This is a genomic window from Streptococcus sp. HMSC064H09, assembly GCF_001812625.1.
GTDB lineage: Bacteria > Bacillota > Bacilli > Lactobacillales > Streptococcaceae > Streptococcus.
In genome coordinates this window covers 32738-45104 of the sequence record NZ_KV809582.1, presented here as the reverse complement: position 1 = coordinate 45104, position 12367 = coordinate 32738, and the positions used below count along the sequence as shown (strand labels likewise).

Here is a 12367-nt window from a genome sequence, read left to right as displayed (position 1 = left end):
CCTCATGCGTTGGTTCGAATCCAGCTACCCCAGTAAAAGGTATCGGGTGCATTGGCACCGTCTATGTTAACCATTGTCTTTGCGGGTACCTTTAAAAATATATTGTTATCAAGGGTCAGAATTGGCTGGCTCTTGTTGGAGGATCTTTTTAGAATGAACGAATTTGAAGAATTGCTAAACAGTGTTAGCGAAGTTAACACAGGTGACGTTGTAACAGCTGAAGTTATCTCAGTAGATAATGATCAAGCAAATGTTGTTATCGAAGGAACTGGTATCGAAGGTGTTTTGACACGTCGTGAATTGACAAACGACCGTGACGCAAACGTTGCAGACCTTGTTAAAGTTGGTGAAACACTTGAAGTGCTTGTTCTTCGTCAAGTTGTTGGTAAAGATACTGATACTGTAACTTACCTTGTATCTAAAAAACGCTTGGAAGCTCGCAAAGCTTGGGATAAACTTGTTGGTCGTGAAGAAGAAGTTGTTACTGTTAAAGGAACACGCGCTGTTAAAGGCGGACTTTCAGTTGAATTTGAAGGTCTTCGTGGATTTATTCCAGCTTCAATGATCGATACTCGTTTTGTTCGTAACACTGAACAATTTGTAGGTCAAGAATTTGACGCTAAAATTAAAGAAGTTGATCCAGCTGAAAACCGTTTCATCCTTTCACGTCGTGAAGTTGTTGAAGCTGAAGCTGCAGAAGCTCGTAAAGAAGTCTTCTCTAAACTTGAAGTTGGTTCAATCGTAACTGGTAAAGTTGCTCGTTTGACAAGCTTCGGTGCTTTCATCGACCTTGGTGGTGTTGACGGACTTGTTCACGTGACTGAATTGTCTCACGAACGTAACGTTTCACCTAAATCAGTTGTATCTGTAGGTGATGAAGTTGAAGTTAAAGTTCTTGCTATCGACGAAGAAGCAGGACGTGTATCACTTTCACTTAAAGCAACAACACCTGGACCATGGGATGGCGTTGAACAAAAACTTGCTGCTGGTGATGTTATCGAAGGTAAAGTTAAACGCTTGACTGACTTCGGTGCTTTCGTTGAAGTATTGCCAGGTATCGATGGACTTGTTCACATCTCTCAAATTTCACACAAACGTGTTGAAAATCCAAAAGATGTTCTTTCAGTAGGTCAAGACGTTACTGTTAAAGTTCTTGAAGTAAACGCTGATGCAGAACGTGTATCACTTTCTATCAAAGCTCTTGAAGAACGTCCAGCTAACGCTGAAGGCGAAAACAACGAAAAACGTCAATCACGTCCACGTCGTCCAAAACGTCAAGAAAAACGTGACTACGAACTTCCAGAAACTCAATCTGGATTCTCAATGGCGGATCTTTTCGGTGATATCGAATTGTAAGATAGAAAAGAGGCATGGAAACATGTCTTTTTTTCTATTTTAGAATATGCTATAATAGTATACTGTTAGCACCCTTAGTGTAATGGATATCACGTAAGATTCCGGTTCTTGAGATAGGGGTTCAATTCCCTTAGGGTGCAAAAAGAAAAAACGTTGAAAGATTTGTTCGCTCAACGTTTTTTTAGTTGCTAAGTTTTAGTGAAATTATTATGTAAAATCTTTTAGTGTTGAAAGGAAAAACGCAAACATACAGATGAATGGCTACTAGCTTATCCTAAAATCAAAGTTGACTACTGTATTAGCGTCTCTATAGTGGATTTATTGGGAGAGACAGTTTGGCTAATCTTTTGCAATTTATTAAAGAATTTGATATAATACTCAGTATCTCATATTGGGGTCGTTACGGATTCGACAGGCATTATGAGGCATATTCTGCGACTCGTGTGGCGACGTAAACGCTCAGTTAAATATAACTGCAAAAAATACTAATTCTTACGCTGTAGCAGCCTAAACACCTGCTCGCGTAACTTCTAGCAGATTGCTTATGTTTGTTTAGAGGTTTTATTGATTTATAAGCTACGTTTGACCATTGCCTAACTGGTTGAAAAGAGATTTATAGGCTCGCAGATAGAAGGCTTGAGTTATGTGTCGTCTATCTGTTAAATGAAAGACATAACCTATGGTTGTAGACGAATATGTTGGCAGGTGTTTGGACGTGGGTTCGACTCCCACCGGCTCCATAAATACTTGAGGCGTCAGCCTTTTATTTGTGTATATAGGAATTTATTATGAAAAAACTTTTGTCTTTGACCGTTTTAGGTCTCTCACTTTTTACTCTAGCTGCTTGTGGAAAATCTTCGTCTAAAACTGAGTCGAAGGGATCTCTGGATAATGAGGCTTCAAAGATTTTAACTGTTAAGCATGGGAATGTTCGCCAGAACTTTGATAAAATCACCATGGCCAATGCTTCTCAAGAATTCTCAGGAGGCTCAAATCTTGATAGCTTGAAGGGTTGGTTTGGTGAACCCTCATCAACTGGTCAAGAGCAAGCAGGAGATGCTAAGCTTGATGTTTATAATTGGCAGTATGACAATGTTGTGGTTACAGCGAAACTCTTTAACAATAGCACTGTTGTTAAGTCAATTTCAAACTTTTCTTACGTCCGTGATCCCAAAATCACACTGAAGATGTATGAAAACCTCAAAAATGGAACTAGCTATGATGATGCTGTCAAAACGCTTGGCACACCGGATGTTTATTCAATCGCTGTCTCTTCAGATGCAACAATGACACAGGCTCTTTGGTCATCCAACCTTGTCGCTAAGAAGGGTGAAACAGGTAGCCTTACCCTTAACTTTAAAAATGGTGCCTTGGAAAATAAGTCACAAGCAAATTTGATTAACAAGTAATCACAGTAAAAAATGCCTTTCTAAATCAATGAGGGCATTTTTTTGTTATAATAAAAGGAGTGATTAAAATTGTGGAGATGTAATGACCAAAAAAAGACTATTTTTTATAGGGATAGCAGGTTTAATACTGGTGTTCTTATGGCCTCTTTTAAATAACTTCATCCCCTTAATCAAGGAATGGATCAACGCTAAGCATGATCAAGCCTTTTTAAGAGAAGTTTTTAAGCAGGCTAATTTCCAAAATGCACTTATCCTTATTAGTCTTATGATTCTGTCATCAGCTATTCCTGGAGTTTCAAGTTCTATTTTTTGTATTTTTGTTGGGCTACTCTATGGCCCTTTGCTTGCGATTCCGATGAATATTATTGGTAATACTTTTGGAAATTTGACTAGTTTTGAAATTCTGAGAAGACTTGAAAAGCCAGAGAAGTCCAAACGTATGGAGAAACTCCTAAACTATATTGAAAACTTTAAGCATCGTTTTATTGGGATTTCTTTAGCCTTCTCTATTCCTTTTATACCATCAGCTCTGGTCAATTATGCTTGTGTTCAGATGAATTTACCCACAAGGACGAGGATTTTGGCAACCCTTATTGGAGTGACGCCAGTCTCGATTGTTTATGCAGTTAGTGGAGATTTGTTGCTTAATATCCGTCCGATTCGAATACCATTAGTGGCAGTACTTACCATCTTGCTCTTTATCTCACTCGTCATTTACTTTATCCATTTTAGGAAGGAAAAAAATGAGCTTCATTCAAGTAACTAAAGAAGAATTTAACACACATGCTCAACAAGTGTCTGAGCGTTCTTTTATGCAAACGGAGGAAATGGCTAAGCTTCTTGAAAAACGTGGATTTAGCATTAGCTATGTCGCTTGGAAAGAAGGAAACCAACTAGAAGTCTCAGCAATTGTCTACAGCATGCCTATGACTGGTGGGCTTCGCATGGAGGTGAATTGTGGACCGATTCACTCAAATACAGCTCATTTGAGTGACTTTTATCAGGGTTTGAAGGATTATGCTAAGGCAAATGGCGCTCTTGAGCTGTTAATCAAGCCTTATGATACTTATCAAACTTTTGATAGTAATGGTGAACCAACTGGTGAAGAGCAGAAGCAATTGATTAGTCAATTGACAGATTTAGGCTATAGCTTTGATGGTTTACAGACAGGTTATCCTGGTGGTGAGCCTGACTGGCACTATGTTAAGGATTTATCTGGGATTGAAGAAAAAAATCTTATCAAGTCTTTCAGTAAAAAAGGGAAGCCTTTGGTTAAAAAAGCCAAAACTTTCGGGATTAAGTTGAAAAAACTGAAACGTGATGAGTTATCTATTTTTAAAGAAATCACTTCGGCGACCTCTGATCGTCGTGAGTATAGTGACAAGTCCCTAGATTATTACCAAGATTTTTATGATGCTTTTGGTGACAATGCTGATTTTATGGTGGCTACCTTGAATTTTCAGGATTACTATGACCATTTGGAAAGTGATCAAGCGAAGTTGGGAGCTAGAATTGTCAAATTACAAGCTGATTTAGAGGCTAACCCAAAATCTGAGAAAAAACAAAACCAATTAAGAGAATTATCAAGTCAGTTTGAGACCTTTGATGTTCGGAAGGGCGAAGCGACTGCTTTTATTGATAAATATGGTCAGGAAGACATTGTTCTTGCAGGAAGTCTTTTTGTCTATACACCTCAAGAAGCTGTTTATCTTTTTAGTGGATCTTATCCGGAGTTTAATAAGTTTTATGCGCCAGCACTCTTACAAGAGTATGTGATGACCCAAGCCATTAAACGTGGAATTACTTTCTATAACTTCCTTGGTATTATGGGGATCTTTGATGGTTCAGATGGGGTTTTGCGATTTAAACAAAACTTTAATGGTTATATCGTTCGCAAGATGGGAACCTTCCGTTATTATCCACAACCGCTTAAATATAAAGCGATTCAAGGAGTTAAGAAACTGCTTGGCCGTTCTTAAATTTTAGAGGGCTTCTATTTGAGTCCTCTTTCACTATAGTTCTGTTTATAGAATTACGCTGTATAGTAAGAGAGTTTAGAGGAAGAAGGAGGTAAGTTGATGAAACTTGCATTATTAGGGACAGGAATGATTGTGACAGAGGTTCTTCCTGTGTTAACAACTATTGAGGGCATCGAGCTTGAAGCTATCTTATCGACACCACGATCGCTCGATAAGGCAGAAGCCCTAGCTAAACAATATGGCTTATCTCAGGCGACTAGTGATTATGAGTTAATTTTGTCTAATCCAGAAGTTGATACGATTTATGTCGGAACGCCCAATCATACCCACTATGACTATGCTAAGAAAGCACTTTTGGCCGGAAAACATGTGATCTGTGAGAAACCCTTCACCCTTCATTTAGAAGATTTTGAAGAGCTAGCTAAGCTTGCTCAAGAAAGAAAGCTTCTCTTGATGGAGGCTATTACCAATCAATATCTGGCTAATTTTACAGCGATTAAGGAAGCCTTGTCTGATATTGGGGATATTAAGATTGTGAATATCAATTATTCCCAATATTCTTCACGTTACGATGCCTTCAAACGAGGGGAAATTGCTCCTGCCTTCAATCCTAAAATGGGTGGAGGAGCACTTAGAGATCTGAATATCTATAATATTCACCTTCTTGTTGGCCTTTTTGGTAAGCCTAATCGTGTGGAATATCTTCCTAATGTGGAGCGAGGAGTGGATACGTCAGGAATTCTAGTTTTGGACTATGGTAACTTTAAGGCTGTTGCCATTGGAGCTAAAGACTGTAGTGCGGAGATTCGTTCAACTATTCAAGGGGATAAGGGAGCTATTACTATTTTTGGTGCAACCAACACTCTTCCTGAAATTGGAGTCACTCTCAATGATCAGAAAGAGAGAGTTGTCAATCTTAATAGTCCACAACATCGTATGTATGATGAATTTGTAGCTTTTGAAAAGATGGTGGCGACCAAGGATTTTGACAGTGTTGCCCAGCAGTTGGAACATAGTCGTCAGGTTATGGAAGTTCTGGATCAAGCTTCGAAAGCTTTGTAACATACTAAAAAACAAGCAGTGGTGTTAGCCATTGCTTGTTCTGTCTTATACAGTTGTTGGGAATGAAATCTCAATCAATTTGTCAGTGTGTACTGTTCTAAGCTTGTCCATCAAAACGATATCTTTGTCGATTTTTCGTTTGAGGAAGAATTCACGGATAACTTCTAATTCGTTGTCTTTAACAGCACGATGTTTATTTGAAATCAAGAGTTCATAATGCTTAGGTGCTTGTGTAAAGACAACATCAGTATTCCCAGCAGAGTAGGTCTCTACGAGAAAGGCATCCGTGTTGTCTAGTTGGTTTTGAACGAGTTCTTGGTGTGTACGGGTCGTATTAATGAGTTTCATAGTTTCCTCCTAAGATTTGCTAGTTGTTATGTTGTTTGCTTTCCATTGTTCGATTCCCCATTTATGGCTGCCACGTTTAAGTTTAGCAATGGCTTCATCAATTGGAAACCAGGCCAGGTTATTGAAATCTTCGAGAGGTTTGCCAATTTTTGAAAAATCTACAACTTCATAAATATAGGCTGGATTGTAATAGTAAGTGTCACGGTGGCTTGAATAGAAGTATTCATCAGCCTGGCCATAGTACTGGCCTAAAGTGGCTGTAAACCCAAGTTCTTCAATTAACTCGCGTTCTAATGCGCTATAGTGATCCTCGCCTGCTTCGATTTCTCCACCTGGGAGAAACCAAGCTCCGTTAGGAGCCTGGACTAAAATAATCTTTGTCTTTTCTTGGTTAGGAATCACAGCATAAACACCGTAACGTGTTTGATAATGAGCTCCCTCAACCTTGTCACCAAATGTTGGATTCATGAGTTGCTCCTTACGTTTATTTGCCTATATTATACTAAAATTTTGCTCATTTTCCTATTGATTTAGGCAGAATTAGGGATAAATTTGAAAATAGGAAATGAAAAGATAAATAAACCAAGTCGTAATGACTTGGTTTATTTGTTTAATCAGATTCTTTTGCTGCCTCAGCTTTTTGAGTAGCTTTATCGGCTTTTTTAGCAGACTTAATGGTAATGTGGCCTTTTGAAGTCATGACTGCCTTGAGATCTTTTTCGTTTGGATTTTCAAGGTAGAAGTCGGTAATAGCATCTTCAATGTGATCTTGGATGGTACGACGTAGTGGTCGAGCACCCATCTTAGGATCGTAACCAAGGTCAACCAATTTTTCCTTAACTTTCTCAGTTACACTGAGGTGGATACCGTTGTTAGCCAAGCGTTGGTTGACATTATCAAGCATGAGGTCCACGATAGTAAGGAGATTTTCTTTGCTGAGGGCAGAGAATTCGATAATACCGTCAAAGCGGTTCATGAATTCAGGACTAAAGAAATCTCCAAGTTGGTTAAGAACAGAATTGGTACGATTTTCACGAGTAGCTCCAAAGCCAACGCTAGCTTCAACTTTACCAGTACCAGCATTTGATGTCATGATGATGATGGTATCCTTGAAGCTTACAGTGCGCCCTTGACCATCAGTCAAACGACCGTCGTCAAGTACTTGGAGGAACATGTGAAGAACATCTGGGTGAGCTTTTTCAACCTCATCTAAAAGAATAAGTGAATAAGGATTACGGCGGACTTTTTCAGTTAACTGACCAGCTTCGTCGTAACCAACATATCCTGGAGGGGCACCAACCAATTTAGCAACAGCGTGTTTTTCCATGTATTCTGACATGTCGAAACGAATCATACTGTCAGCTGAACCAAAGAGTTCAATGGCTAATTGTTTAGAGAGCTCAGTTTTACCGACTCCTGTAGGACCTACGAAGAGGAAGCTACCAATTGGGCGGTTTGGAGCACCCAAGCCAACACGATTACGGCGGATAGCTTTGGCAGTCTTATCAACTGCAGCATCTTGTCCGATAACATGTGATTTAAGATCATCGGCAAGACTAAGAAGTTGTGATTGTTCTTTTTCTTTCAAATCACCGACAGGAATATTGGTTTTTTGTTCCACAATAGCTTCGATATGTTTTTCGGTGATGACAGGCATATCCTGGTCTTTGATGGTTTGCTTTTGCATTTCCTTGTATTTGGCAATTTGGTCACGGAAATAGGCAGCCTTTTCAAAGTCTTCGTCACGAGTAGCTTGAGCCTTGAGATTTTCAGCCTCAATCAAACGTTTGTCGATATCTTTAGGATCAACAAAGTTGAGGGTTAAGTTCATCTTCGAACCAGCTTCATCCAGAAGGTCGATGGCCTTGTCTGGCAAAAAACGGTCTTGAATGTAGCGGTTGGACAATTCTGCAGCTGCAGTAATCGCTTCGTCCGTATATTTGACGTGGTGGTAGTCTTGATATTTAGGCTGAATCCCACGCAAAATAGTGATGGTTTCCTCAACAGTTGGTTCGTCAACCTTAACTGGTTGCATACGACGCTCAAGGGCAGCATCTTTTTCGATGATGCGGTATTCGTTGAGTGTTGTTGCTCCGACCAGTTGAAGTTCCCCACGAGCAAGGGCAGGTTTTAGGATGTTTCCAGCATCCATATTGCCATCTCCAGCATTACCAGCTCCTACGATTTCATGGATTTCATCAATAAATAGGATAACATCCTGACGTTGACGAATTTCTTCCATGAGTTTTTGCATGCGTTCTTCAAATTGGCCTCGGATACCAGTTCCTTGAACCAAGCTGACCACATCAAGACGGATGACTTGTTTGCCTTGGAGTTTTTGAGGAACGCTACCATCTACAATTTTTTGAGCTAGACCTTCAACAACAGCAGTCTTACCGACACCGGGTTCGCCTATGAGGACGGGATTGTTCTTGGTACGGCGATTAAGAATTTCGATGACACGAATGATTTCCTCGTCACGACCAATAACAGGATCAATGTCTCCACGACGAGCGATGTCAGTGATGTTAATGCCGAACTCTTCGAGAAGACCTTGGGGCTGTTGAGGAGCTTGTTGGCGTGGTCCTCCTGGACGGCCTGGCCCCTGTGTATTGCCGCCATTTCCTCGGTTACCACCTTCTTGTGTTGGAGGTGTATTGGGCAGATCGCCGTTAGAAGAACGGAAGTTATTTAGGTCGCTGAAGAAATCGTCGAAGAAGTTGGAACCTCCTGTTTGATTGAATTGATTGAGGGGGTTCTCTGGGTCAGATTTCATGATTTTATAACAATTTTGACAGAGGTCAACTTGTTGCTGATTACCATTTACATTGGTATACAAATGAATACTAGCTTCATTAAGGTTACAGTTTTGACAGAGCATATCAGTACCTCTTTTCTATCTGAATTGGGTAAGACCTTTATTGAAAACAATCTTGGTCAAAAAAGGTCAAATCTATGTCTCCATTATAGCATGCGGAAGGTAGATTGCAAGTAAAAAGCATCTAGATTTGGCACTCTCTCAACAAGAGTGCTAATATTGAATTTTAATTCAAAACCACTTGTCTAAAATGCATAAATATAATATAATGGTTTTATATTATTCAGAACGAAAGAGAGATACCTATGACACAAGCTAAATCATTTTTGAAAGAAATCGACTTTACCAAGCAGGAACTTGAGGAGTTAATCGATTTATCTATAAAATTTAAACAGCTAAAGAAGGAAAGAATTCCGCATAAATATTTAGATGGCTTAAATATTGCCTTGATTTTTGAAAAAACATCCACAAGAACTCGCTCAGCTTTTACAGTGGCTGGTCAGGACCTAGGTATGAATGTGACCTACCTTGGTGCTGGAGACATTCAGTTAGGTAAAAAGGAATCTGTAGTTGATACAGCCAAGGTGCTTGGTTCTATGTTTGATGGAATCGAGTACCGTGGTTTTAAACAAGAAGATGTTGAAGATTTGGCTAAGTACTCAGGGGTTCCGGTCTGGAATGGTTTGACGGATACCTGGCATCCAACTCAAATGATTGCGGATTTCATGACTTTGAAGGAACACTTCGGTAGTTTAGAAGACTTGACCATCGCCTATATTGGAGATGGTAGAAATAATATGGCCAACTCACTTTTGGTCACTTCAGCTATTTTAGGCGTTAATGTCAAGATTATTGCCCCAGAGGTACTGCAACCCGAAGATGAGATTGTAGCCTTAGCTCAGAAACATAATAATGGTGCCGACTTAACCATTACAGATGATATTTCAGAGGTCAAGGGAGTTGATATGCTTTATACGGATGTCTGGGTATCTATGGGTGAAGAGATAGATTTTAAATCTCGTATTGATTTACTCTTGCCTTATCAAATTAATGCAGACCTACTAGCCAAGACAGAAAATCCAGATGTTATCGTTATGCATTGTCTCCCAGCCTTTCATGATCTCAATACCCAAATTGGGAAAGAAATCTATGACAAATATGGTTTGGCAGAGTTAGAAATTACAGATCAAGTCTTCCAAAAATACAGTGACATCATCTTCCAAGAAGCTGAGAATCGTATGCATTCTATTAAGGCCATTATGTACAATTCCTTGAAAAATATTTAAAATTCCCCCATTTTTCCCATAAGTGTGATAAAATAAGTAAGAAATACACAATTAATAGGAGAAATAACATGGAATCACATTTGGTGAGAATCATTAACCGTCTTGAAATGATGGCGGCTGATGGTGGTAATTTGAAACGTAATTTTGAACGTGAAGGAGTGGTTGTTGCCGAAGTATCATTTAGCAACGATCCTGAAAATGGTCCAGTTTTCACATTGCGTGACGTTGAAGCACGTGAATCTTATTCATTTGATAGCATCGACTTGATTGCAATGGAAATCTACGATTTGCTTTACTAATAAATCATTTTGGGACTTTACAAGGTTCCAAAAATTCAGAATGCCTGAAACTATCGAGTTTCAGGCATTTTTATCAGGATGAAAGCATCCGGTAATGCTTGTATGGATTACCAAAATAGGCAGTATTTCAAATCATTGACAAACCTTTTGGGAAGATGTCATCTTAGGAGGACTTGAGGTGTCTTGCTTGAGAGATTTGATAGCGATGTCTATAACTTAGTTTTTATACTGAAATATCGCATTTATAAGAAAATACTTTATTATTATACAGTCTTCTGATATAATATTGAAGAATATTAGTAAGGAGTATCTAGATGAATTTTTCATTTCTACCGCAGTTTTGGTCTTACTTTAACTATGGTGTCTTAGTAACAATTATGATTTCGGTCTGCGTGGTCTTCTTCGGAACCATCCTCGGGGTTTTGGTATCCTTGGCCAAGCGTTCTGGAATCAAACCTTTGGAGTGGCTAGTAAGTCTTTATGTTTGGGTTTTCCGTGGGACTCCTATGGTTGTGCAGATTATGATTGCTTTTAACCTCATCCACATGAACCTTCCAACTGTGCAGTTTGGGATTTTAAACCTTGATTTGTCACGTATTGTTCCAGGTATTATCGTCCTTTCTTTGAACAGTGGTGCTTATATTTCTGAGAGCGTACGTGCAGGTATCGAGTCTATTCCTAAAGGTCAGATTGAAGCAGCCTACTCACTTGGTATCCGTCCATGGAATACCATGCGTTATGTGGTCTTGCCTCAAGCTATTAAAAATATCTTGCCTGCCTTAGGTAACGAGTTTGTCACTATTATCAAGGATAGTTCGCTCTTGCAAACCATCGGGGTTATGGAATTGTGGAATGGTGCACAAACTGTTGCAACAACGACCTACTTGACTTTGACGCCGCTCTTGTTCGCAGCCTTCTATTATTTGATTGTGACAACAGCTATGACGGCACTCTTGAAACAAATGGAAAAACGACTTGGGGAGGGACGTAAATAATGGCAGAAACAATTATTGAGATTAAAAATCTTCACAAGTATTTCGGTAAGAATGAAGTTCTCAAAGGGATTGATCTAGATATTAAAAAGGGTGAAGTAGTGGTTATCATTGGTCCTTCAGGATCAGGGAAATCAACCTTCCTACGCTCAATGAACTTGCTTGAGAAACCTACCAAAGGCGTTATTTCTTTTGAAGGTGTGGATATTACAGATAAGAATAACGACATTTTCAAAATGCGTGAAAAAATGGGAATGGTTTTCCAACAGTTTAACCTCTTCCCGAACATGACAGTTAAGGAAAATATCACCTTGTCACCGATTAAAACCAAGGGTGTTTCAAAAGCTGATGCAGACGTGAAAGCTATGGAACTTTTAGAAAAGGTTGGCTTGAAAGATAAGGCAGATGCCTACCCAACAAGTCTATCTGGTGGTCAGCAACAACGTATTGCTATCGCACGTGGTTTGGCTATGGATCCAGACGTTCTCTTGTTTGACGAACCAACATCAGCCCTTGATCCAGAAATGGTTGGTGAAGTTCTTGCCGTCATGCAAGACCTTGCTAAATCAGGGATGACAATGGCAATCGTTACCCACGAAATGGGCTTTGCGTATGAGGTGGCTGATCGTGTTATCTTTATGGATGGCGGTGTTATTGTAGAAGAAGGCACACCACAAGAGATTTTCGATAATACTAAGGAAGATCGTACTAAGGATTTCTTGAGTAAGGTTTTGTAAGATATTCATTAAGTATGTATACATTGTTTGTGAAGGCTGGAACTTTTCCGGCCTTTTCTTTTTGTGTTCTGCTTTTCTAGA

General features: G+C 39.4%; 12 protein-coding genes, 1 tRNA gene and 1 other RNA gene. 11 read left to right on the top strand and 3 right to left on the bottom strand.

Features of this window, described 5'->3' with window-relative positions:
* The first annotated feature begins 153 nt into the window (after positions 1–153).
* The 7 genes from rpsA (at position 154) to HMPREF2867_RS05685 (ending at position 5806) form a co-directional block, all read left to right on the top strand.
* Positions 154–1356 carry a 30S ribosomal protein S1 gene (gene rpsA / locus HMPREF2867_RS05715; RefSeq protein ID WP_003094841.1) on the top strand — a complete coding sequence of 401 codons (1203 nt, stop codon included), beginning with the start codon at positions 154–156 and terminating at the stop codon, positions 1354–1356.
* A 68-nt stretch (positions 1357–1424) separates the two neighbouring features.
* Positions 1425–1496: transfer RNA gene (locus HMPREF2867_RS05710), tRNA-Arg, on the top strand.
* 253 nt (positions 1497–1749) lie between these two features.
* Positions 1750–2099: a transfer-messenger RNA gene (gene ssrA, locus HMPREF2867_RS05705) on the top strand.
* 45 nt (positions 2100–2144) lie between these two features.
* Positions 2145–2765: a DUF3862 domain-containing protein gene (locus HMPREF2867_RS05700; protein ID WP_048675996.1), complete on the top strand. Its 621-nt coding sequence runs from the start codon at positions 2145–2147 to the stop codon at positions 2763–2765.
* 82 nt (positions 2766–2847) lie between these two features.
* Entirely contained in the window at positions 2848–3531 is a 684-nt protein-coding gene (locus HMPREF2867_RS05695; protein ID WP_070576382.1) for a TVP38/TMEM64 family protein, read from the top strand.
* Entirely contained in the window at positions 3509–4744 is a 1236-nt protein-coding gene (locus HMPREF2867_RS05690; protein ID WP_037599227.1) for an aminoacyltransferase, read from the top strand. The genes HMPREF2867_RS05695 and HMPREF2867_RS05690 overlap by 23 nt, the downstream gene beginning before the upstream one ends.
* A 99-nt stretch (positions 4745–4843) precedes the next feature.
* Positions 4844–5806, top strand: coding sequence for a Gfo/Idh/MocA family protein (locus tag HMPREF2867_RS05685; protein WP_070576379.1), 963 nt, complete (start codon positions 4844–4846; stop codon positions 5804–5806).
* Between the two features lie 45 nt (positions 5807–5851).
* On the opposite strand, the gene HMPREF2867_RS05680 is transcribed toward HMPREF2867_RS05685, so the two are convergent.
* The 3 genes from HMPREF2867_RS05680 to HMPREF2867_RS05670 form a co-directional block, all read right to left on the bottom strand.
* Positions 5852–6154, bottom strand: a complete 303-nt coding sequence (locus HMPREF2867_RS05680) for a DUF1827 family protein (RefSeq protein WP_002885967.1) — start codon at positions 6152–6154, stop codon at positions 5852–5854.
* Positions 6155–6163: 9 nt separating this feature from the next.
* Positions 6164–6622, bottom strand: coding sequence for an NUDIX hydrolase (locus tag HMPREF2867_RS05675; RefSeq protein ID WP_037599229.1), 459 nt, complete (start codon positions 6620–6622; stop codon positions 6164–6166).
* A gap of 142 nt (positions 6623–6764) precedes the next feature.
* Positions 6765–9035, bottom strand: coding sequence for an ATP-dependent Clp protease ATP-binding subunit (locus tag HMPREF2867_RS05670; RefSeq protein WP_070576375.1), 2271 nt, complete (start codon positions 9033–9035; stop codon positions 6765–6767).
* 242 nt (positions 9036–9277) lie between these two features.
* On the opposite strand from HMPREF2867_RS05670, the gene argF reads away from it, so the two are divergent.
* The 4 genes from argF (at position 9278) to HMPREF2867_RS05650 (ending at position 12286) form a co-directional block, all read left to right on the top strand.
* Positions 9278–10258 (top strand): ornithine carbamoyltransferase, encoded by a 981-nt coding sequence (argF, locus tag HMPREF2867_RS05665; protein WP_070576372.1) that lies wholly within the window; start codon positions 9278–9280, stop codon positions 10256–10258.
* A gap of 68 nt (positions 10259–10326) precedes the next feature.
* The gene (locus HMPREF2867_RS05660) at positions 10327–10557 is read left to right on the top strand and encodes a DUF1797 family protein (protein ID WP_002885970.1); all 231 of its coding nucleotides are present in this window, start codon (positions 10327–10329) and stop codon (positions 10555–10557) included.
* A 314-nt stretch (positions 10558–10871) separates the two neighbouring features.
* Entirely contained in the window at positions 10872–11552 is a 681-nt protein-coding gene (locus HMPREF2867_RS05655; protein WP_070576369.1) for an amino acid ABC transporter permease, read from the top strand.
* Positions 11552–12286 carry an amino acid ABC transporter ATP-binding protein gene (locus tag HMPREF2867_RS05650; protein WP_070576366.1) on the top strand — a complete coding sequence of 245 codons (735 nt, stop codon included), beginning with the start codon at positions 11552–11554 and terminating at the stop codon, positions 12284–12286. The genes HMPREF2867_RS05655 and HMPREF2867_RS05650 overlap by 1 nt, the downstream gene beginning before the upstream one ends.
* The last annotated feature ends 81 nt before the right edge of the window (positions 12287–12367 follow it).

Coding starts and splice junctions, on each gene's coding strand:
- HMPREF2867_RS05695 (WP_070576382.1), top strand. CDS start 2,848: ATGACCAAAAAAAGACTATTTTTTATAGGGATAGCAGGTTTAATACTG.
- HMPREF2867_RS05685 (WP_070576379.1), top strand. CDS start 4,844: ATGAAACTTGCATTATTAGGGACAGGAATGATTGTGACAGAGGTTCTT.
- rpsA (WP_003094841.1), top strand. CDS start 154: ATGAACGAATTTGAAGAATTGCTAAACAGTGTTAGCGAAGTTAACACA.
- argF (WP_070576372.1), top strand. CDS start 9,278: ATGACACAAGCTAAATCATTTTTGAAAGAAATCGACTTTACCAAGCAG.
- HMPREF2867_RS05675 (WP_037599229.1), bottom strand. CDS start 6,622: ATGAATCCAACATTTGGTGACAAGGTTGAGGGAGCTCATTATCAAACA.
- HMPREF2867_RS05655 (WP_070576369.1), top strand. CDS start 10,872: ATGAATTTTTCATTTCTACCGCAGTTTTGGTCTTACTTTAACTATGGT.
- HMPREF2867_RS05700 (WP_048675996.1), top strand. CDS start 2,145: ATGAAAAAACTTTTGTCTTTGACCGTTTTAGGTCTCTCACTTTTTACT.
- HMPREF2867_RS05680 (WP_002885967.1), bottom strand. CDS start 6,154: ATGAAACTCATTAATACGACCCGTACACACCAAGAACTCGTTCAAAAC.
- HMPREF2867_RS05660 (WP_002885970.1), top strand. CDS start 10,327: ATGGAATCACATTTGGTGAGAATCATTAACCGTCTTGAAATGATGGCG.
- HMPREF2867_RS05650 (WP_070576366.1), top strand. CDS start 11,552: ATGGCAGAAACAATTATTGAGATTAAAAATCTTCACAAGTATTTCGGT.
- HMPREF2867_RS05690 (WP_037599227.1), top strand. CDS start 3,509: ATGAGCTTCATTCAAGTAACTAAAGAAGAATTTAACACACATGCTCAA.
- HMPREF2867_RS05670 (WP_070576375.1), bottom strand. CDS start 9,035: ATGCTCTGTCAAAACTGTAACCTTAATGAAGCTAGTATTCATTTGTAT.